This window comes from Phyllobacterium brassicacearum (assembly GCF_003010955.1).
Taxonomy (GTDB): Bacteria; Pseudomonadota; Alphaproteobacteria; order Rhizobiales; family Rhizobiaceae; genus Phyllobacterium; species Phyllobacterium brassicacearum.
This window is the reverse complement of the sequence record NZ_PGGO01000011.1, coordinates 83,436-103,803: the sequence shown is the minus strand read 5'-3', so window position 1 is coordinate 103,803 and position 20,368 is coordinate 83,436. Positions and strand designations below refer to the sequence as shown.

General features: G+C 56.6%; 19 protein-coding genes. 11 read left to right on the top strand and 8 right to left on the bottom strand.

The features are described from left to right. Positions 1-4: 4 nt before the first annotated feature. Entirely contained in the window at positions 5-1,504 is a 1,500-nt protein-coding gene (locus CU102_RS15735; RefSeq protein ID WP_106712050.1) for a leucyl aminopeptidase, read from the bottom strand. A gap of 271 nt (positions 1,505-1,775) precedes the next feature. Between CU102_RS15735 and CU102_RS15730 the strand changes: the two genes are divergently transcribed. From CU102_RS15730 to rsmA, 6 genes are all read left to right on the top strand, one after another. Beyond that, positions 1,776-2,978 (top strand): LptF/LptG family permease, encoded by a 1,203-nt coding sequence (locus CU102_RS15730; RefSeq protein ID WP_106712049.1) that lies wholly within the window; start codon positions 1,776-1,778, stop codon positions 2,976-2,978. Continuing rightward, positions 2,978-4,066 (top strand): LPS export ABC transporter permease LptG, encoded by a 1,089-nt coding sequence (gene lptG, locus CU102_RS15725; protein WP_106712138.1) that lies wholly within the window; start codon positions 2,978-2,980, stop codon positions 4,064-4,066. Before CU102_RS15730 ends, lptG begins: the two co-directional genes overlap by 1 nt. A gap of 1 nt (position 4,067) precedes the next feature. After that, positions 4,068-6,410 carry an LPS-assembly protein LptD gene (locus CU102_RS15720; protein WP_106712048.1) on the top strand — a complete coding sequence of 781 codons (2,343 nt, stop codon included), beginning with the start codon at positions 4,068-4,070 and terminating at the stop codon, positions 6,408-6,410. A 139-nt stretch (positions 6,411-6,549) separates the two neighbouring features. Further along, complete coding sequence (locus tag CU102_RS15715) at positions 6,550-7,503, top strand: peptidylprolyl isomerase (protein ID WP_106712047.1); 954 nt, start codon at positions 6,550-6,552, stop codon at positions 7,501-7,503. A gap of 24 nt (positions 7,504-7,527) precedes the next feature. Then, on the top strand, positions 7,528-8,553 hold the full coding sequence (gene pdxA, locus CU102_RS15710) for a 4-hydroxythreonine-4-phosphate dehydrogenase PdxA (protein ID WP_106712046.1): 1,026 nt from the start codon (positions 7,528-7,530) through the stop codon (positions 8,551-8,553). Continuing rightward, positions 8,550-9,371 carry a 16S rRNA (adenine(1518)-N(6)/adenine(1519)-N(6))-dimethyltransferase RsmA gene (rsmA, locus tag CU102_RS15705; protein WP_106712045.1) on the top strand — a complete coding sequence of 274 codons (822 nt, stop codon included), beginning with the start codon at positions 8,550-8,552 and terminating at the stop codon, positions 9,369-9,371. Before pdxA ends, rsmA begins: the two co-directional genes overlap by 4 nt. Here rsmA and gmk read toward each other — a convergent pair. From gmk to fabD, 7 genes are all read right to left on the bottom strand, one after another. Continuing rightward, entirely contained in the window at positions 9,368-10,024 is a 657-nt protein-coding gene (gene gmk / locus CU102_RS15700; protein ID WP_106712044.1) for a guanylate kinase, read from the bottom strand. The two genes, rsmA and gmk, sit on opposite strands and share 4 nt — an antisense overlap. Before the next feature lie 2 nt (positions 10,025-10,026). Continuing rightward, positions 10,027-10,914 (bottom strand): YicC/YloC family endoribonuclease, encoded by an 888-nt coding sequence (locus CU102_RS15695; protein WP_106712043.1) that lies wholly within the window; start codon positions 10,912-10,914, stop codon positions 10,027-10,029. 46 nt (positions 10,915-10,960) lie between these two features. Continuing rightward, entirely contained in the window at positions 10,961-12,172 is a 1,212-nt protein-coding gene (gene mltG, locus CU102_RS15690) for an endolytic transglycosylase MltG (RefSeq protein WP_106712042.1), read from the bottom strand. A gap of 103 nt (positions 12,173-12,275) precedes the next feature. Then, positions 12,276-13,538 carry a beta-ketoacyl-ACP synthase II gene (gene fabF / locus CU102_RS15685; protein WP_106712137.1) on the bottom strand — a complete coding sequence of 421 codons (1,263 nt, stop codon included), beginning with the start codon at positions 13,536-13,538 and terminating at the stop codon, positions 12,276-12,278. Positions 13,539-13,648: 110 nt separating this feature from the next. Continuing rightward, positions 13,649-13,885, bottom strand: a complete 237-nt coding sequence (locus CU102_RS15680) for an acyl carrier protein (protein ID WP_091880344.1) — start codon at positions 13,883-13,885, stop codon at positions 13,649-13,651. 279 nt (positions 13,886-14,164) lie between these two features. Next, positions 14,165-14,902, bottom strand: a complete 738-nt coding sequence (gene fabG / locus CU102_RS15675; RefSeq protein ID WP_106712041.1) for a 3-oxoacyl-[acyl-carrier-protein] reductase — start codon at positions 14,900-14,902, stop codon at positions 14,165-14,167. 13 nt (positions 14,903-14,915) lie between these two features. Next, entirely contained in the window at positions 14,916-15,860 is a 945-nt protein-coding gene (gene fabD / locus CU102_RS15670) for an ACP S-malonyltransferase (protein WP_106712040.1), read from the bottom strand. 414 nt (positions 15,861-16,274) lie between these two features. On the opposite strand from fabD, the gene rpsF reads away from it, so the two are divergent. From rpsF to CU102_RS15645, 5 genes are all read left to right on the top strand, one after another. Further along, entirely contained in the window at positions 16,275-16,703 is a 429-nt protein-coding gene (gene rpsF, locus CU102_RS15665; RefSeq protein ID WP_106712039.1) for a 30S ribosomal protein S6, read from the top strand. After that, positions 16,703-16,951 carry a 30S ribosomal protein S18 gene (rpsR, locus tag CU102_RS15660; protein ID WP_027229803.1) on the top strand — a complete coding sequence of 83 codons (249 nt, stop codon included), beginning with the start codon at positions 16,703-16,705 and terminating at the stop codon, positions 16,949-16,951. Before rpsF ends, rpsR begins: the two co-directional genes overlap by 1 nt. 200 nt (positions 16,952-17,151) lie before the next feature. Next, positions 17,152-18,123 (top strand): DUF2232 domain-containing protein, encoded by a 972-nt coding sequence (locus CU102_RS15655; protein WP_106712038.1) that lies wholly within the window; start codon positions 17,152-17,154, stop codon positions 18,121-18,123. 27 nt (positions 18,124-18,150) lie between these two features. Next, on the top strand, positions 18,151-18,720 hold the full coding sequence (gene rplI / locus CU102_RS15650; RefSeq protein ID WP_106712037.1) for a 50S ribosomal protein L9: 570 nt from the start codon (positions 18,151-18,153) through the stop codon (positions 18,718-18,720). 190 nt (positions 18,721-18,910) lie between these two features. After that, positions 18,911-20,191, top strand: a complete 1,281-nt coding sequence (locus tag CU102_RS15645) for a cyclopropane fatty acid synthase (protein ID WP_106712036.1) — start codon at positions 18,911-18,913, stop codon at positions 20,189-20,191. The last annotated feature ends 177 nt before the right edge of the window (positions 20,192-20,368 follow it).

Here is a 20,368-nt window from a genome sequence, read left to right as displayed (position 1 = left end):
GGATCTAGCCTTCGAAGTGATCTCGAACCAACCGGTCGAGCAACCGCACACCAAAACCGGATGCCCAGGACTGGCTGTATTCCGTGGCCGGCGCGCCCATCGCCGTGCCGGCGACATCGAGATGCGCCCAAGGGGTGTCGCCGACAAAACGCTTCAGGAACTGCGCCGCGATGATCGCTCCGCCGTGACGGCCGCCGATGTTCTTCATGTCGGCATTCTTGGTGTCGATCAGCTTGTCATATTCGTCGCCGAGCGGCATGCGCCAAAGCTTTTCACCCGTTGCCTGGCCGGCCTCGAAAAGTTGTCCGGCAAGCGTATCGTCATTGGAGAAGAGACCGGCGTGATAGACGCCCAGCGCTACCATGATTGCCCCAGTCAGGGTCGCAAGATTGACCATGAACTTCGGATTGAAGCGTTCATTGCAATAATACAGCGCGTCGGCGAGGACGAGGCGCCCTTCTGCATCGGTATTGAGGACCTCAATGGTCTGGCCAGACATGGACGTGACAATATCGCCCGGACGCTGGGCGTCGCCATTGATCATGTTTTCAACGAGACCAATAATGCCAACAGCATTGACCTTGGCCTTGCGAGAGGCAAGAGCATGCATGAGACCGGTCACAGCGGCGGCGCCGCCCATGTCACCCTTCATTTCGTCCATGCCGGCAGCAGGCTTGATCGAGACACCGCCTGAGTCGAAGGTGACGCCCTTGCCCACGAAAGCGATTGGCTTGTCTTTGCCCTTGCCGCCATGCCACTCCATGATAGCAAGACGCGCCGGGCGTGCGGAGCCCTGTGCGACGCCAAGAAGCGAGCCCATACCCAGCTTCTTCATGTCCTTCTCAGTAAGAATTTCCACCTTGACGTCGAGTTTCTTCAATTCTTCGACACGTTCGGCGAATTCGACGGGCCCGAGGATATTGGCGGGCTCATTGACCAGATCGCGTGCGAGAACGACGCCGTCCGCCACTGCCTCGGCATGAGCATATGACTTCTTCGCTGCACCGGGATCGGCAACCTGTATCGTGATCTTGGCTGCAGATTTGTCTTCCTTCTCCTCGCTGTTGTCCTTACCCTTTTTTGTCTTGTATTTGTCGAAGGTGTAGGAGCGCAGGAGCATGCCGAGGGCGAAGTCGGCAACATTCTCAGCCGATATTTCAACGCCGGGCAGAGCAAGGATGGCTGTAACATTCTTGGCCGTGCCGATCTTCGAAAGGGCGGCGCCGCCGATTTTCAACCAGTCATCTGCCTTCAGCTTGGCTGGGTCGCCGCTGCCTACCAGCACGAGGCGCTCCAGTTCCGTGCCCGCGGGCGCAATCGTAGAAAGGCCCGCGGCCATTTTTCCCTTGAATTCCGAGACATCAATGATACGCGACAGCAATGCTGGTCCGACAACAGATTCGGCTTCCGCAGCGGTTCGGCCTTCAGCGGCGACGAGCAAGATTGCAGTGCCGCTTTCGACGGGCGCAAATTTGGCGAAACTGATGGATGGGCGTTTGGACATGATATCTCCAGATGAACAAAAATGTGACTTTCCTAATCACCAGAACTGGTGAATGGAGGGGTTAACGGCGAAGAGGTTGGCTAAGGCCTTGTTAACCAGCTTTCTTCGCCTATTTTTAGCCAAGCCTGACTAGACTGAACATATGTCGGGTTTTTTGAACATGTAACGGGTTCGTCCCATAGTGCGGCAAAAATAATGCCCTATATCCCAGGGCATAGATGAATGGTCGGCTAGTCGAACAAGGTGGCGGAACTCTTTTGCGAAACATGACATGCGCCTGATTGAGATATACATCTTGCGACGGATCGTCGTCATGTTTTTTGCCGTTCTGCTTTCAGCGGTCGGAATCACATGGATCGTCCAGGTGCTAGGCCGCATCAACTTCCTCACCACCAGCGGTCAGAGCTTCTTCTACATCATCAAATTCAGTTCCAACCTGCTGCCCAACGCATTCCCGATCGTGATGCCGTTTGCACTGGTCATTGCAGTGACCCAAGTCCTTTCCACGATGAATCAGGATTCGGAGCTTGTCGTCATCAATGCAGCGGGCGCGCCGCGGTCAGCAGTGATCCGGCCGGTTTTGCTCTTTGCGATTGTCATTTCCGTTGCTTCCTTTCTGATCGCCAACTTCGTAGTCCCCTATTCCCAGATGAACATGCGCCAGATGGTCGCCGATGCGCGCGCAGACGTGATCAATCTCGTGGTCCAGCAAGGCACCTTCAAGGAACTCGACACCGACCTCTATCTTCAAATCGAAAGCCGTGATTCCAATGGAGCCATCAAAGGGTTGTTCGTTTCGGATTCGCGCGACAAAACCACGGACCTGATTTATTACGCCAAGGACGGCCTTGTATTTGAGACCGGCAATCAGAGCCTGCTGATCATGAAAGATGGCGAAGTTGACCGTCGTGACGTCCAGACCGGCAACGTATCGATCATTAAGTTCAATACCTATGCGCTTGATTTGGCAGCATTCCTGTCATCGGACGACAAGGAAGCCGCCATTTTCCCAAAGGACCGTCCGCTTGACTATCTCTGGAACCCGGATCCGAACGACAAGCAATTTCAGCAGAAACCACTCCGCTATAAGACGGAACTCTATAAGCGGCTGACCGATTGGATGTATCCGATCGTCTTTGCCCTTATTGCGCTGGCGGCAGCAGCAGATTCGCGTTCGCATCGCGAAGCACGCATATCTGCATCATTCACCGCCATCACCTTGTGCCTCATCGTTTTCTGGCTGGGGTATTCAACCGGCCAGAGCGCCGACAAGAATGCTACCATGTTGCCGCTTCTCTTCGCCATCCCAATTCTCACAGCCCTCGCCGCGATCTACGCGCTTGCAACGAATCGCCAGGTTGGCGTGCCGGTCAAATGGAGCAACTGGTTCAGAAACACCTTTGAATCACAACAGGAGGCGTTCGCCAGGGCTGGAGCGAAATGGTTCGGTCGCAAACGCGGAGCGCGAAGATGATGATAGGCTGGACCCTCGGACGCTATTTCTTCCTGCGCTACGCCAAGATCACGGCGTATTTCCTCTTGGGCAGCTTTGCTCTCGCCCTGATTCTCGACTTCACCGAACTGTCAGGTAAACTGTCATCTTTGCCTGACTACTCCGCAATCCAGGCGTTCGGCCTGTCGGCGATGCGCATTCCCTACATCATGCAACAGGTGTTCCCTTTCATTGCCCTGTTTGCAGCCATGGCAACGCTCATATCCCTCAACCGGAAATATGAGCTGGTCGTCGCCCGCTCGGTTGGTGTTTCGGCGTGGCAGTTTCTCCTGCCGGCCTGCACGGGCGCCTTCCTTTTCGGCCTTGCAGCGGTGCTGGTGGTCAATCCGCTTGCTGCCTGGGGGTTTGAAAGGAGTGAGCAGATAACTGCAAACTGGCGAGCCGGAAAAGCCAACGATGTACAGGCTGATCGCGTACCCTGGCTGCGCCAGAAAACAGAGGATGGCGAGACGATCATCGGCGCCAAGACAGTCGTCAACCGGGGCTTGCGACTAGTCGATTCCACGTTCATTCGTCTCGACAAGAATCAAGATATTCTGGAACGTCTGGATGCCAAGATCGCCGATCTCGACGATGGTTTCTGGCGGTTGACCGAGGTGACGAAATTCGTGCAGGGCGAGAAACCGGTTTCCCTCGATGAGGTGCGCATTCCGACTCATCTTCGCCCTGAATTCGTTGAAGAAAGCCTCGCCCGCCCGGAGACGATTCCTTTTTTTGAGCTGCGTAACAAAATTGCCGCAGCTCGCTCTTTTGGCTATCCAGCCAACGCTTTTGACATGCATTTCCAGTCTTTACTGGCTTTGCCGGCTCTTCTGATGGCGATGACTTTAATAGCCGCAACCGTTTCGCTGAAATTTGTGCGCTTCGGACAATCCGGCACGATGATTCTGGGTGGCGTCCTCGCAGGCTTCGTGCTTTATGTCGTCACTGTTGTGGTCAAGGCATTTGGCAATGCGGGATTCGTCCCGCCTTTCATTGCCGCATGGACACCCGTGTTGATTGCAACGTTTTTTGGGGTCTCCTTTCTGTTGCACAAGGAGGATGGTTAGAGTGGGATTGAATGTAACGCGCTCGGTGTTGCCGACGTGGTTCGCACGGCTTGCGTGCGGGACGGCGCTGCTATGCCTTGCGGGCGGGATTTCACTCCCAGCCTATGCCCAGACCGGCGATGCGCTCGTCGGCAATATCGAGACGAATCCAAACGCTCAAATGCTGCTGGAATCGGACGAGCTTATCTACGACATCAACGCCAAGACCATTTCAGCGGTCGGCGGCGTTCAGATCGACTATGACGGAAACCGGCTCGTCGCGCGCCAGGTTACCTATGATCAGAACACTGGCCGTCTCAAGGCCATGGGCAAAGTCGAGATCGTTGAGAAGGACGGCAACCGCATCTATGCCGACAATCTCGATATCACCGATGATTTCCGAGAAGGGTTCGTCAATGCCTTGCGTGTCGAAGCAGCGGACAATACGCGCTTTGCAGCCGAGAGCGCCGAACGCATCGGCGGTGAACTGACGACTTTCAACAACGGTATCTACACTGCGTGCGAGCCCTGCCGCTCCAAGCCTGACAAGGCACCACTATGGCAGGTGCGCGCACAGAAGATCGTCTGGAATGGCAAGAAGAAAACCATTCGCTTTGAACGCGGCCGTTTTGAGATGTTCGGCATGCCATTGGCATTCCTGCCAGCATTCGAGATCGCGGATCCGACCGTCAAGCGCAAGAGCGGCTTCCTCATGCCGAGCTACCGGTATGAATCTGAACTCGGCTATGGCGTCAGCGTTCCGTATTTCTGGGCCTTGGCTCCGAATTACGATCTGACGACGACAGGCACTTATTACAGTAAGCAGGGTTTTCTCGGCGAGGCCGAGTGGCGTCACCGGTTGGCGAATGGTGCGTACACCATCAAGCTTGCAGGAATAAACCAGCTTGATCGCCACGAATTCGATAACGACGATCAACTCGACCGCGGCAGCACGACGCGCGGAATGATCGCGACGACTGGCGCTTTCCGCATCAATCCGCGCTGGACCTATGGCTGGAACGCCATGGTGCCATCGGACAAGGCCTTTGCATACCGGTATGGTATCGAGGGCTATGATGCCTACAACATTACAAACCAGCTCTATTTGACTGGCCTTAACGGCCGGAACTATTTCGACGTAAGGCTTTATCAATTCCTGGTCCAGGAGAGCTGGTTTAACTCCAACCCCAACGCGTCCCAACCCAAGCAGCCTTGGGTTCTGCCAAGTCTGGATTATGCCTATACGCCGACGCAATCTGTCGCCGGAGGCGAGCTTAATTTCGATGTGAACCTGCAGGCATTGCACCGCGACCGCGAGGATGGCACGACGCCCATCGGATTGGAACGCGCCGGCTACCTCTCAGGTGTCGAGGGCAATGACGGCCGCATCACCGCCGAGGCGGAATGGAAGCGGACCTTCATAGCGGACAATGGTCTGGTTATCACCCCCCTTCTCGCCTTGCGCGGCGACGGTATGTATGTCGACTCCGACTCAATTGGCGTGACACGCTCCGAGGCCTTCCGCGCCATGGCAACCGCTGGCCTTGAAACGCGATGGCCAATTCTGTTTTCGAGCACCAGTTCGACCCATGTTCTCGAACCGACGGCTCAGCTTTTTGTGCGGAACAACGAGCCCTACGCCGGCGAAATGCCTAATGAAGACGCGCAGAGCTTTGTCTTCGATGCATCAAGTCTGTTCGATCGTGACAAGTTCTCGGGTTATGACCGGGTCGAGGGCGGTACGCGGGCCAATCTTGGCGTTCGCTACTCTGGAACATTCAACAATGGCTGGTCGCTCAATGGTATTGCGGGCCAGTCTTTCCAGCTAGGCGGCCTGAATTCATTCGCAACGGCCGATTTCGTCAATGCGGGCGCAGAATCCGGGCTCGAATCGTCGCGTTCCGACTATGTCGCCATGATCGGCGCGAGCCGAGGCGCGTTCAACGTCACCACGGGCGGCCGATTCGACAAGGAATCGTTGGAAGTGCGGCGCGTCGAAGTGGCGAGTACAAACACTGGCAAATATGGATCATTGTTTGTGAAGTACGCCTTCATCGACCAGCAGCCAACCTATGGTTTCGAAGATGATAGACATGAGGTCACGCTTGGCGGTTCGGCAAAAATGACGCCGAACTGGCGCCTGCTCGGCTCTGGTACCTACGACATTGTTTCGGAGACTCTTGTAAAGCAGACCGCTGCGCTCGCCTATGACGACGAGTGCTTCACCTACATGATGTATTATACGCGGGAAGAGCCTGTTACCGCCGACGGTAGCCAAGGCGACCAGACGACGACGTGGGGCTTTAACATTTCCTTCCGGACCTTGGGGGAAATCGGCAAGCCAGTCGATATTGGTGGGATCTAATCACTTTGTCTGAACTGGCCGTACTTGCGGCCAGTCATGCTTTTGCCTTAGTAAAGCGACAATAAAGTGGAATTGAGCACTCCAAACACACTGCAAAACCCATTCGTATAGAATGGTATATGATCGGAAATAGTGAGAAATGATGGTGAGGAAGCATATTCTTGCAGCGGCGATCGCCACCGCATTGAGTTCTGCACTGACGGCTGGCGCGGCCTTGCCTGCTGCGGCGAGCGAGATCAAAATTGTCGTCAATGGCGCTCCTATCACCGATTACGACATTGCCCGACGTGCCGCGTTCCTGAAGCTGCAGCGCAAGAAGGGTAACCTTACGCAACAGGCGCGCGATGAGCTAACGGACGAGGCATTGAAACGCCAGGAACTGAAGCGCCTTAACATGCTTGTTTCGGACAATGAGGTGAACGACGCCTTCGCGCGATTCGCCACCAACAACAAGATGACCCAGGATCAGCTCACGGGTGTGCTCGAAAAGTCTGGTGTCACATCCGGCCACTTCAAGGAATATGTCCGTCTTCAGATGAGCTGGGGCCGTGCACTGTCGACTCGCAACCGTTCACAGGGTGGCGCCAAGGTCAGTGAGCAGGATGCCGTGCAGCGCATGCTCAAGGATGGTGGCAAGAAGCCCGTGTCTACTGAGTATCAGTTGCAACAGGTCATATTCGTCGTGCCAGCCAACAATCGCGGTATCTTGCCGAAGCGTCGCAGCGAAGCGAGTGCCCTGCGCGCTCGATTCAGCGGGTGCAACACGACACGGGATATCGCCAAAGGTACACTGGACGTGACAGTGCGCGACCTCGGTAAATTCATCGAACAGGAATTGCCACCGGAATGGTCCAAGCAAGTCATTTCCACTCCGGTGGGCCAGGCGACTGCAATCCAGGATACGGACAAAGGCGTTGAATTTCTAGGCGTTTGCGCCACCCGCCAAGTGTCCGATGACCGTGTAGCGCGTATGGTCTTTTCGCAGGAAGCTGCTGCAGCGTCAGCTGACGGCAAGCAAGACGCTACCGTACAAGCAGTCGACAAGAAGTATCTCGATGAATTGCGCAAGAAGGCGACCATCGTCAATCAATAATGCCAACGACTGGATTGCCTCCGCATGAACGCCGCACTCGCCGTCAGTTCTGGTGAACCGTCTGGTATTGGACCTGACATCGCCATATCCGCGTGGATGTTGCGTGAGAAAACTCAGCTACCGGCCTTTTTCCTCCTGGCAGACCCGGAGTTTATTGCGTCGCGCGCGATGCGACTCGGCCAAAAGTGTCCCATTGAGATCACGACACCGGAAGAAGCAAGCCATGTGTTTGGCCGTGCCTTACCGATCGTGCCCCTCGAGAATCGCCAGACGGATCATCCGAGTCTACCGCTCGCCAATAACGCTGCGGCGACTATTGAAGCCATCGAGCAGGCCGTTGCCCTGACACTTGCGGGACGGTCACGCGCGGTCGTCACCTGCCCGATTGCCAAGAAAGCGCTCTATGAGGCCGGTTTCGATTTCCCCGGACATACGGAGTTTCTGGCGCATCTTTCTGGCGCTCACCTCGGCTATGAGGTGACACCGGTAATGATGCTGGCAGGACCGCTGCTTCGGGCCGTTCCCGTAACAATTCACATCGCATTGAGCAAGGTTCCGGCTGCTCTCGACACCGCGAAGATAGTTTCTGTATCGCGGATCACCGCCACCGCGCTGAAGGACCAGTTTGGAATCGCCAATCCAAGGCTGGCCGTTGCGGGCCTCAATCCTCATGCAGGTGAAGGCGGCAGCATGGGCGAGGAGGACGAAAAAATTGTCTGCCCTGCTGTAGAGACACTGCGGGCAGAAGGCATCGATGCACGCGGACCACTCCCTTCCGATACGATGTTCCATGCTGCTGCCCGTGCCACCTACGATGCTGCGATCTGCATGTATCACGATCAGGCATTGATCCCTGTGAAAACACTTGGGTTTGACGACAGCGTCAATGTCACGCTCGGCTTGCCATTTGTTCGCACGTCACCGGATCATGGCACGGCATTCGACATTGCGGCGACCGGCAAGGCAAAACCGGACAGCCTCATTGCTGCCCTGCGTCTTGCCGATGAACTTGCATCACATGGTGTGCAGCAAAAGCGCCCCGCGGCATGAGCATCGACAGCCTCCCCCCATTGCGTGAAGTCATCGATCGTCATGAATTGATGGCGAAGAAATCACTTGGCCAAAATTTCCTGCTCGACCTCAATCTTACGGCCAAAATCGCGCGCCAAGCGGGCGATCTGCATGGGCAAACGGTCATCGAAGTCGGGCCAGGGCCTGGCGGTCTCACACGTGCCCTCCTGGCGCAAGGCGCCACTGTCATTGCGATAGAGCGCGATGAGCGTTGCCTGGCCGCCTTGGCGGAAATATCCAGCCATTATCCAGGGCGTCTTCGCGTCATCGCCGGCGATGCACTCGAAACTGACTTTGCCGCGCTGGCGGGCGGCGACAAAGTGAAAATCGTTGCCAATCTCCCCTATAATGTCGGTACCCAATTGCTGATTGGCTGGTTGTTGAGCGAGCCCTGGCCGCCATTCTTTGCATCGCTGACATTGATGTTCCAGCGCGAGGTGGCCGAGCGCATCGTCGCTCGCCCCGGATCCGAGGCCTATGGCCGGCTCGGTGTTCTAGCGGGCTGGCGGACGGAAGCAAGGATTACGTTCGACGTCCCGCCGCAAGCCTTTACGCCGCCGCCGAAGGTCACATCGTCCGTGGTCCATCTTGTGCCACGAGATGCGCCGCTTGCCTGCGATGCGGCGACGCTTGGCCGCCTCACCCAGGCCGCCTTTGGCCAGCGGCGCAAGATGTTGCGCCAGAGCATCAAGTCCCTGGGCGGGGAAGCTCTGCTCACACGCGTGGGGACCGATCCAACCCGTCGCGCCGAAACGCTGTCGATCGACGAGTTTGTCGCGCTCGCGAATGCACTTTAGTCGAGCTTCTCGTCGAGAAGACTACTGACGAAGTCGAACAGACCGGGACAGCGGTCACGCCGCAGGCGCTCGGCCGTAACAATCGACACAACCTGATGAAATGCCTTGTCGAGATCCTCGTTGACAATGACGTAGTCGTAGGAGCGCCACCGCTCGATTTCGTTGCGCGCATTGCGCAAACGCATCTCGATCACTTCTTCGGTGTCTTCTGCACGCCTGTGCAGGCGCTGCTTCAAGTCGGCCATGGATGGGGGAAGGATGAAGATGCTGACGACATCGCCCTTCATCTTGTCCTGCAGCTGCTGCGCGCCCTGCCAATCAATATCGAAAAGCATGTCCTGGCCGTCGGCGAGCGCATTTTCCGCAGCCTCGCGAGGGGTGCCATAGAAATTGCCGTGGACTTCGGCCCATTCAATCAATTCGTCATTGTCACGCCGGCGTTCGAATTCACGCACCGAGATGAAATGGTAATGCACGCCATCGATCTCGCTTGCGCGGCGCGGACGGGTCGTCACGCTGATCGAAAGCGACAGGTCGAGCTCTTCCTTGTCAGTGAGCAGCATTCGGGCAAGCGTCGACTTTCCCGCTCCCGACGGCGACGACAGGACAAGCATGAGACCGCGTCTTTTGATGCTGTGCGATGGGTTGAGCATATCTACTCCAGATTCTGTATCTGCTCGCGCAATTGATCCACAACGGCTTTCAGGTCAAGCCCGATCGACGTGATGGAGACAGCATTGGCTTTGGAGCAGAGCGTATTCGCCTCGCGGTTAAATTCCTGTGTCAGAAAATCGAGCTTGCGGCCAACGCCGTTTCCTTCCTTGAGGAGGGTTCGGGCCGACGCGATATGCATTTCCAGCCGGTCAAGCTCTTCCTGAATATCGGCCTTGGTGGCCAGGAATGCCGCCTCCATATGTAATCTTGCTTCATCCAAAACCGGGGCGGCATCGAGCAATAGCGCAACCTGTGCGGCAAGACGAGCACGAACAGCATCGATTGATCGGCTAGGATCGAGCTTTGCCTGTTCTACCAGCATTTCTATTGTAGCGATCTGGACAGTCAGAATCTCGCCAAGGGCCTTGCCTTCGGCCTGACGATTATGCGCCAACTGAATGAGCGTCTCATCCAGAATGGCCAGAACAGCACTTTCGACCTCCGTCTGATGCTCGGGCGCAGTCGCTTCCTGCGGCACTTCCAGAACGCCGCGGAGTGCCATCAGGCCCTCCGGCGTCGACGCCGTAAGGCCATATTCCTCGCGCAAGTGGGCAGCTATAGTGGCCAATTCCCGCAAGAGCGGCTGATTGATCGTCGCCTTGGCGCTACCGGTACTCGTGTCGACAGACAGGGCCGCCTGAAAATTGCCCCGCTTGAAATGTTGATTGAACAGGGCCCTGGCTTTCTGCTCCACGGCCTCGAAACCTGCAGGCAGGCGAAACCGCACGTCCAGGCCTTTGCCGTTCACAGACTTGATTTCCCACGAGATCTGCGCCCCGGCGCTATTCCGGAGGTGACGGGCAAATCCCGTCATGCTCTGCAAAGACATATGTCCCCCCTACGATAAAGGCCCGATCGCAATCAGGCCTTTCGTTCTAATTGCCGCTGTCCGCGTCCGGCGAGGCATTCTTATCTCCGGTCGCCGCCTTGGCTGCTTCATCCAAACGGTTTTTCTCGACATCGCGCCAACGCTTCACATTATCATTATGTTCTTCGAGCGTCTCGGCAAACACGTGACCGCCGGTGCCGTCGGCAACGAAGTAAAGCTCCTTGGTCTGCGAGGGATGGGCAACGGCTTCCAGTGCATCGCGGCCAGGATTTGCGATCGGACCTGGTGGGAGGCCATTCACCGTGTAGGTGTTATACGGCGTCGGCTTCTCCAGATCCGATTTGAGGATAGGCCGATCAGCAGGCTTTCCCTTGCCGCCGAACAGGCCGTAAATGATCGTCGGATCGGATTGCAGGCGCATCTTCTTGTTCAGTCGATTGATGAAAACGGCGGCAACGCGCGGCCGCTCGTCGGCCTTCCCGGTTTCCTTCTCGACGATGGATGCAAGCGTTATAAACTCCTCGATCGACTTGAGCGGAATATTGGGGTCACGGCGTTCCCAGATATCCTCGACCAGCTTTTTCTGGTCCGATTGCATCTTCTTCACGAGTTCTTCGCGAGTCGTACCGCGAGAGAAACGCATTGTATTGGCGAAGAGTGAGCCTTCACTCGGCATGATGGCTGGCAGGTCGCCCGTCAGTACGTCGTCCTCCTGAACGCGCTGGAATATTTGTTCGACAGTAAGACCCTCCGGAATAGTCAGCGAATGAAGCACTGACTTACCGCTGCGCAAAAGGTCCATGATGTCGCGCATGGATGCCCCAGCCCTGATCTCATACTCGCCAGCTTTCATATCGCGCTGGTAGCCATAGGCCTGAACGCCGTACATGAAGACGCGCGCGTCAGAAATGATTCCGCGTCGCTCGAGCCCGTCGGCAATCTCCGTTATGCCAGTACCGCTCTTGACGACATAATTGGTGGCGACGTCGGTGGGGCCTGGCTCGTTGAACGCGACCTTGCCAAAATAAACCGCTGCTGCGGCCGCAATCACCACGAGCACGACAAGCGATAACATGAAGTTGGCAAAAACGACGATCTGGCTGCGAGCGCGGCGGGAACGCTTCTTCGGAGCAGGGGGCGGCGTACCGGGCTCAGGACGCAGCGCTTCGGAGGCCGATTGCGGCACAATCGGCTTGCGATCCGGCACGTTAGCCGCGGCTGAACCGTTGGTCTCTTCAGACGGCTGATCTGAGCTCACGCAAGCACCTCGGAATATGTTAACCGGCTAGAATAGTGGTCTAGCCGGTAGAATCGATTGTGAATATGGCGAAAGCGCGAAAGCGCTGTCGCAAGGGGATCAATCACTGTTGATAACGCCGAAGAACCAGCGAGGCATTGGTGCCGCCAAATCCGAAGGAATTGGACAGTGCGATATCGATCCTGCGTTCACGCGGCTTGTGCGGAACCAGATCGATCTTGGTTTCCCTGGACGGCTTATCCAGATTGATCGTTGCCGGAGCGATATTGTCGCGGATCGCCAGAGCGCAGAAGACCGCCTCGGTCGACCCGGCCGCACCAAGAAGGTGACCGATCGAAGACTTGGTGGACGACATCGATATCTTTGATGCCGCATCGCCAACGACACGTTCGACGGCGCCGAGCTCGATGGTATCTGCCATCGTCGAGGTGCCATGCGAATTGATGTAGTCAATATCGTCTGGCGTTATACCGGCGCGCTTCAACGCCATCTCCATGCAGCGCTGGGCGCCCTCACCGTCCTCGGAAGGTGCAGTGATGTGATAAGCGTCACCCGACAGGCCATAGCCAATCACTTCGGCATAGATCTTGGCGCCGCGTGCAAGCGCATGCTCGAGTTCTTCGAGCACGACAACGCCTGCACCCTCACCCATGACGAAACCGTCCCGGTCGTCGTCATAGGGACGGGAAGCCGCAGTGGGATCGTCATTGCGCGCAGTCGAAAGCGCCTTGCAGGCGGCGAAGCCGGCAAGCGAGATACGGCTCACCGGTGATTCCGTCCCACCGGCGACCATGACATCAGCATCGCCGAACGCGATCAACCGCGATGCGTCGCCAATGGCGTGCGCACCTGTCGAGCAGGCTGTGACGACGGCATGGTTGGGGCCGCGAAGCTTGTGCTTGATGGAAACGTGTCCAGAGGCCAGATTGATCAGACGACCGGGGATGAAGAAGGGAGAGATGCGGCGTGGACCCTTGTCGCGCAGGGTGTAACCCGCCTCAACAATGCCTTCGAGACCACCAATACCCGATCCAATCAAAACACCGGTGCGGATTTGATCCTCATCGCTTTCCGGCGCCCACTTGGCATCCGCAAGCGCCTGATCGGCAGCCGCAACAGCGTAGATAATGAAGGGATCGACCTTGCGCTGCTCTTTAGGCTCCATCCAATCATCCGGATTGAACGTGCCGTCCGTGCCATCGCCGACCGGAATACGGCAGGCAATCTTGCAAGGCAGATCATCAACTTCAAATTCAGTTACACGCCGGGCACCGCTCTGGCCAGCAAGAAGCCGCGACCAGGTGGCTTCAACACCGGATGCAAGAGGAGACACCAGCCCAAGGCCGGTTATGACAACACGCCTCATGGCCGATCCTTCAATGTCATACGCAACATGATTGTTTCCGGCCCCATGCATGAATGAGCAAGGCAGAACACCTTATATCACGATCCATGCGATGGCGAGCCGAACGAAAATCAGGCAGATGCTTTGTCGATGAACTTAACGGCATCGCCGACTGTCAGAATGGTCTCAGCAGCATCGTCCGGGATTTCAACGCCGAACTCTTCTTCGAAAGCCATCACGAGCTCGACAGTATCCAGGCTGTCTGCGCCCAGATCGTCGATGAAGCTCGCACCATCGGTGACTTTCTCGGCATCAACGCCCAGATGCTCAATAACGATTTTCTTGACGCGTTCTGCAGTATCACTCATGTGGAAACCTCAACCTGTTTGTTTTTCCCTATGCCTTGGTTAGCGGCACGGATGACTCTAATCAAGCAATAAGATGGTTGTTTCACCCTGTTCAGCAGCTAAAACACCCATTCCTTGCGGTTCTTTCCTTGCGGAATTGAAAGGGCATCAAATCGGTTTGATTGCCCAGACTGGAGCGCGACTTATCACGCTTTATTCACGGCCTCAATCTCATAAATGTGATTGGGGACGATACCCACTGATACCATCGGGCACAACATGTAGCCCAATGCAGCCGGGTTAGATCATTGCCATGCCGCCATTGACGTGAATTGTCTGGCCGGTGACATAGGACGCCTCGTTGCTGGCCAGGTAAATAACCGACGAAGCAACCTCGGCGCCCGTGCCCATCCGGCGCATCGGAATGGCGGACATGATGGCTTCCTTCTGCTTGTCGTTGAGCTTGTCGGTCATGGCCGATTCGATGAAGCCGGGCGCAACGCAGTTGACCGTAACATTGCGGCTGGCGATCTCCTGCGCCAGCGACTTGGAAAAGCCGATCAGACCAGCCTTCGATGCCACATAATTTGTCTGGCCGGGATTACCGGTTACGCCAACCACCGAGGTGATATTGATGATACGGCCATAGCGGCGGCGCATCATCGGATGGGTGAATTCGCGGGTCAGGCGGAACACAGCGGTCAAATTGACCTCAAGCACACTGTCCCAATCCGCATCGCTCATACGCACGAACAGGCCGTCCTTGGTGATGCCCGCATTGTTCACGAGGATTTCGACACCCTCGAGTTCAGCTTCCGCCTTTTCGCCCAGTGCCTTGACCTCGTCCCTGCTGGAGAGGTTGGCCGGGAAAATCTTCACGCGGTCGCCAAGTTCGACAGCCAGAGCCTCGAGCTTTTCAACGCGGGTGCCATGCAGGCCAACGACGGCACCCTGGGCATGCAGTGCTCTGGCAATTGCCTCACCAATTCCACCTGTCGCACCTGTGATGAGAGCCTTGCGGCCTGTGAGATCAAACATTGCGCGTTCCTTTTCAAGCGTTCAGGGCAGCTACAGCCGCGTCGATATCCTCGGGAGTGCCGATGGCGACACCGGAAATGTCTTTATTAATACGGCGTGCGAGGCCGGTCAGCACCTTGCCGGCACCGATCTCATAGAGTGTGGTCACGCCGTTCTCGCCAAACCATTGCACCGTCTCGCGCCAGCGTACCTGTCCGGTCACCTGTTCGACCAGAAGAGCCGCGATTTCATCCGCGGATTGCACTGGAGCAGCACGCACGTTGGCAATCAGCGGTACAACGGGATCATTCTTTGAAACTTGGGCCAGGGCCGCACGCATGGCTTCGGCAGCCGGCTCCATCAGAGCCGAATGGAAAGGTGCCGAGACCGGCAGCATCAGCGCGCGCTTGGCGCCTTTTGACGTTGCGAGCGCTGCGGCCGCCTCGACCGCACTTTTCGCGCCCGAAATAACCAGCTGACCCCCACCATTGTCATTGGCGATCTGAACGGCACCTTGCTTTGACGCTTCGGCGCAGATGGCTTCGACATCCTCGTGCTCAAGGCCGATGATGGCTGCCATCGCTCCTTCGCCCGCCGGGACGGCCTTTTGCATGGCATTGCCGCGGGTACGCAGCAGCCGTGCCGTATCAGGAAGCGAGAACGTGCCGGCCGCACACAATGCCGAATACTCTCCGAGTGAGTGGCCCGCGACGAAAGAGACCTTGTCCTTCAAGGAAATACCCTTGGATTCCAACACACGGATGGCGGCAATGGATACTGCCATGAGGGCTGGCTGGGCATTGGCGGTGAGGGTCAACGTTTCCTCTGGCCCCTCCCAGATGATCGAAGACAACTTTTCACCAAGCGCCTCATCCACCTCATCGAAGACGGCGCGGGCCTCGGCGAAGTTGTCGGCCAAAGCCTTGCCCATGCCAACGGCTTGACTTCCCTGACCCGGAAAAGTGAATGCAATGGGCATCGGGAGCCCCCTCCAATCGTTGCTTTACAAATGCCAATCTGCCGCGATGTGCCTACAGCCAAGCACGAAGTCAAGCTTTGTTGCAAACTGTCCTACCCTGTGGCAGTGGGTGAGAGGCTTCTTTCCTTTGAATCGAGCCTCAGCCCGATTTACAATAGCCGGACCGATATAATTTCCTGGCGGGTTGCTTATTTGGCCATTTGCCCGTATAGAGCGCCCGTTCATTGCTCGGCGTCAGCTGGGGGCTGAACGGAGGGCCGGATGAAAATCCGTCGAAGCGTAACGCTTCAGCCTCCCGTGTCTCCGCTCTCGATCGTCTCCATCAGCGTCCTTTCTTCCCCGGTTATCCGGCAGAGAGATTCGCAGAGGTTTACCGTTGACACCGGGCAATACTAACGAAGAAAGGCAAAGACAATGGCTCTTTATGAACATGTGTTCCTTGCCCGACAGGACATTTCGCAGCAGCAGGTCGATGCGCTTGTAGAACAGTACAAGGGCATCATCGAAAGCAATGGCGGATCAGTCGGGCGCATCGAAAGCTGGGGACTTCGTGCCCTCACCTATCGTATCAACAAAAACCGCAAAGCGTATTACTCCCTGCTCAACATCACTGCTCCTGCAGCAGCTGTTGCCGAGCTTGAGCGCCAGCAGCGCATCAACGAAGACGTCCTGCGTTTCATGACGATCCGCGTTGAAGAGCACGAGGAAGGCCAGTCGGCCATGCTCGCACGCCGTGACGATCGCCGCGACCGCGATGACAACAAGTTCGGTGGCCGCGATGACGACCGTCCGCGCCGTCCACGCCGTCCGCGTGACAACGAAGCCGGTGAAGGAGCAGAATAATGGTTGATATCAATCAGATCCCGACCCGTCGTCCGTTCCATCGCCGCCGCAAGACCTGCCCGTTCTCGGGTGCCAATGCGCCGAAGATCGACTACAAGGACATCAAGCTCCTGTCGCGCTACATTTCCGAACGTGGCAAGATCGTTCCTTCCCGTATTACGGCTGTCAGCCAGAAGAAGCAGCGCGAACTCGCCCAGGCGATCAAGCGTGCCCGCTTCCTCGGCCTGCTGCCTTACGTTGTGAAGTAAGATATCCGAAGGCGGCAGAGCCAGCTCCGCCGCCTTCATCTCTCCATCCGCGATGGGCGCGGGTCTGGTGAACCAAAGCAATTCCAGGAAACGTGGAAACCGGTTTTCCGTCCGGAATTGCGTTAAAACAAGAAACCCAAGTTGAGGCATTGGTTTAAGAACCACCTCTAACTGCTTCGGCAAGCAGGACAGCGAGTGAAATGAAACCGACTGCAAAAGATATTGGCGTTGGAGTGCTGGCGGGCCTTTCGGCCGCGCTGCTCTCAGTTGGCGTTATCACGCAGTCGACCCTTGCCATGGCTCTCCTGCTCTTCTCGCCGCTGCCGATCTTTGTGGCTGCGCTTGGATGGGGCACTGCCGCAGGCTTTATTGCCGCCCTGTCGATGGCCGTGGCTGTTTCCGTTCTTGCTGCACCGACAGCCGCACTCATCGTAGTGCTGATCACGGCCGTTCCCGCTGCCGCAGCGGCTTATTTCACCGGTCTTGCGCGTCCTGCGGAAGAAATCGGAGGTCCCAAGGACGTCTACGTCTGGTACCCGCTTGCAGACACATTGTTGCGGCTCGCACTGATCGTTGGCGCAAGCTTCATCGTCATCGGCATGCTGGTTGGCTTCGGCGACGATCTCGCGGGCGAACTCGCGAAATCGCTCGGCCAGCAACTTGCCGCCAATAACCCGGAACTTGCTGCAAACGCTGATGTCGCCCAAAACATGGCAGACTTCGTCGTACGCGTCCTGCCAGCCCTGCAACCGGCCGTCTGGGTGATGATTATCGTCGCCAATCTTTATCTCGCGCTGCGTCTGACGGCAGCCTCCGGCCGATTGCGCCGTCCGAAAGACGACTGGCCGCGTGCGTTGCGCATGCCGCGCCCGGCTCTCATCATTTTTGCAGTCGCTTGTGCGGCTTGCTTTCTACCTGGCGGCATAGGCTACGCGGCCACCGCCATTGCCGGCGCGCTTGGCGCAGGCTTCATGATGGCGGGTTTCGCCATGCTGCATGCAAGGACACGCGGCGCGCCCTGGCGCCCGGTGGCCCTGTGGTTTGCATACCTCGCGGTCATGCTTTTTGCTTTCGCGCTCTTTCTCTTCCTTCTGGCCGGGTTGTTCGACACGTCGCGCAACGCCCCGGTCTCGAAGGCTGCGAATTCAACACCACCCAATAATGACAATTGAACACCAGAACAGACAAGGAAAACTCAAATGGAAGTCATTCTTCTCGAACGTATCAGCCGCCTCGGCCAGATGGGCGAAACAGTCAAGGTAAAGGACGGCTTTGCCCGTAACTTCCTCTTGCCGCAGGGCAAGGCTCTTCGTGCCAACGAAGCCAACAAGAAGAAGTTCGAAGGCCAACGCGCCCAGCTCGAGGCCCGTAATCTCGAGCGCAAGACCGAAGCTCAGGCAATCGCTGAGAAGCTCGACGGCAAGACATTCGTCGCCGTTCGCTCCGCAGGCGAGACCGGCCAGCTTTACGGTTCAGTTTCGACGCGCGACATCGCGGACCTGATCACGGCTGAAGGCTTCTCGCTCAACCGCAACCAGGTTGAATTGAACACGCCAATCAAGACGATCGGCCTGCACAATATCGTTCTGGCGCTTCATCCTGAAGTCGAAGCAACGGTAACGATCAACATTGCACGCACCGCCGATGAAGCAGAGCGCCAAGTAAAGGGTGAAGACCTCACCTCCGCCCAGGCGATCTACGGCATTGAAGAAGCACCGCTCTCGGACGAGTTCTTTGATGAGGACGAAGAAGGCGAAGAAAACGCCTGATTTATTTGGATGTATCATTCAAAAGAATGATCCCATCAATATTTTGAAACACCCGGCAGCGATGCCGGGTGTTTTTTTGCTTTTCAGGAACAAAAAAACGATTAGATTTGTTTGTCCTCCCTATGCCCGACCTAGACTCCTCCCGAGTCTTTCTATGGCCGAGCTCTATCGTCAATGATGGAGATTGTTCATGAATGCCATTCTAAAGGCTACACTTTCACGGCTGATACACACTGGTACACTGATCATAACGGACTCTTCCGGCAAATCGCGAACCTTCGGCGATGGAACCGGTGACCCCATCCACTTTCGCATCAACAGTGCCGCTGCGGAGCGGAAAATCGCTTTCGATCCATCGCTGCATTTTGCCGAAGCCTATATGAACGGTGAACTCGATGTCCTTGACGGCGACATCTATGACGTTCTGAAGATCATCTTTGAAAACACCGGCGCAACCGTTGCCAGGGAACCCTGGATGCTGGCGATTGAAGGGATCCGCCGCGCCACCCGCCGCTTGCATCAGATGAACACCTTGACGCGCGCGTCCAGCAACGTTCAGCGGCACTATGATCTTTCGGAAGACCTCTACCGACTGTTTCTTGATACGGACATGCAATATTCATGCGCCTATTTTGAACGGCCGGACGCAACGCTCGAAGAGGCGCAAATGGCAAAAAAACGCCATATCGCGGCCAAGCTGCTGGTTGAAAAGGGTCACAAGACCCTCGACATCGGCAGTGGCTGGGGTGGCCTCGGGCTTTATCTCGCCAAACATCTTAAAGCCGATGTCACCGGCGTGACCCTATCTCAGGAGCAACACGGCATCGCCAACGAGCGTGCCTTCGAGGAAGGTCTGACAGCGCAGGCGCGGTTTGATCTGCGCGATTACCGCACAATCGAGGAAAGTTTTGACCGGATCGTATCTGTCGGCATGTTCGAACATGTCGGCATTGGCCATTTCCCCGAATATTTCCATCATACGGCGCGGCTTTTGAAAAAAGATGGTGTATTTCTGCTGCACACGATCGGGCGCTCCGACGGGCCGTCCTATACCAATGCCTTTATCCAGAAGTACATCTTCCCGGGCGGGTACATTCCGGCATTGTCGGAGGTCATTCCACATATCGAGAAGGCCGGTCTGATCGTCACGGATGTGGAAATCCTTCGCCTGCATTATGCCGACACGCTGCGGATCTGGCGGGAACGCTTCATGGTCAACCGCGAAATGGCCAAGGCGATCTATGACGAACGCTTCTGCCGGATGTGGGAATTCTATCTTGCAGCGTCGGAAGCAGCATTCCGCTGGCAGAATCTTGTAGTGTTCCAGATCCAGCTCGCTCACCGCCAGGAGGCCGTCCCTTTGACGCGGAACTACATCGAAAAGGAAGAAAAGCGGCTGAAGCGGCTCGAATGCGAACGCAGCTCCGCCAACAGCCAGGTTGAGACCAAGGAAACAGCGGCCGGGCGTTAGCCGCCCGTCTTTCTCTTGCAAGCCTCAACTATCCGCTCTCCCGGGGCGGATAGTTTTCGTTTGCTTTTCCACAGCCGGCGGAATTGCGACCTGCAATAGGCAGGGTGTACATTGAGAGTGGCGAATCGCCGTCGAATCAGCGTCTCTGAGTCAAGCCTTAAACCGTCAGTCAGCTTC

Excerpts from the sequence above, each read along its gene's own strand:
- lptG (WP_106712138.1), top strand. The coding sequence starts at position 2,978 with ATGATAGGCTGGACCCTCGGACGCTATTTCTTCCTGCGCTACGCCAAG.
- gmk (WP_106712044.1), bottom strand. The coding sequence starts at position 10,024 with ATGCTCAACCCATCGCACAGCATCAAAAGACGCGGTCTCATGCTTGTC.
- rsmA (WP_106712045.1), top strand. The coding sequence starts at position 8,550 with ATGAGCATCGACAGCCTCCCCCCATTGCGTGAAGTCATCGATCGTCAT.
- CU102_RS15645 (WP_106712036.1), top strand. The coding sequence starts at position 18,911 with ATGAATGCCATTCTAAAGGCTACACTTTCACGGCTGATACACACTGGT.
- CU102_RS15730 (WP_106712049.1), top strand. The coding sequence starts at position 1,776 with ATGCGCCTGATTGAGATATACATCTTGCGACGGATCGTCGTCATGTTT.
- fabF (WP_106712137.1), bottom strand. The coding sequence starts at position 13,538 with ATGAGGCGTGTTGTCATAACCGGCCTTGGGCTGGTGTCTCCTCTTGCA.
- rpsR (WP_027229803.1), top strand. The coding sequence starts at position 16,703 with ATGGTTGATATCAATCAGATCCCGACCCGTCGTCCGTTCCATCGCCGC.
- rplI (WP_106712037.1), top strand. The coding sequence starts at position 18,151 with ATGGAAGTCATTCTTCTCGAACGTATCAGCCGCCTCGGCCAGATGGGC.
- CU102_RS15655 (WP_106712038.1), top strand. The coding sequence starts at position 17,152 with ATGAAACCGACTGCAAAAGATATTGGCGTTGGAGTGCTGGCGGGCCTT.
- CU102_RS15695 (WP_106712043.1), bottom strand. The coding sequence starts at position 10,914 with ATGTCTTTGCAGAGCATGACGGGATTTGCCCGTCACCTCCGGAATAGC.
- rpsF (WP_106712039.1), top strand. The coding sequence starts at position 16,275 with ATGGCTCTTTATGAACATGTGTTCCTTGCCCGACAGGACATTTCGCAG.
- pdxA (WP_106712046.1), top strand. The coding sequence starts at position 7,528 with ATGAACGCCGCACTCGCCGTCAGTTCTGGTGAACCGTCTGGTATTGGA.
- fabG (WP_106712041.1), bottom strand. The coding sequence starts at position 14,902 with ATGTTTGATCTCACAGGCCGCAAGGCTCTCATCACAGGTGCGACAGGT.
- CU102_RS15715 (WP_106712047.1), top strand. The coding sequence starts at position 6,550 with ATGATGGTGAGGAAGCATATTCTTGCAGCGGCGATCGCCACCGCATTG.
- CU102_RS15680 (WP_091880344.1), bottom strand. The coding sequence starts at position 13,885 with ATGAGTGATACTGCAGAACGCGTCAAGAAAATCGTTATTGAGCATCTG.
- fabD (WP_106712040.1), bottom strand. The coding sequence starts at position 15,860 with ATGCCCATTGCATTCACTTTTCCGGGTCAGGGAAGTCAAGCCGTTGGC.
- CU102_RS15735 (WP_106712050.1), bottom strand. The coding sequence starts at position 1,504 with ATGTCCAAACGCCCATCCATCAGTTTCGCCAAATTTGCGCCCGTCGAA.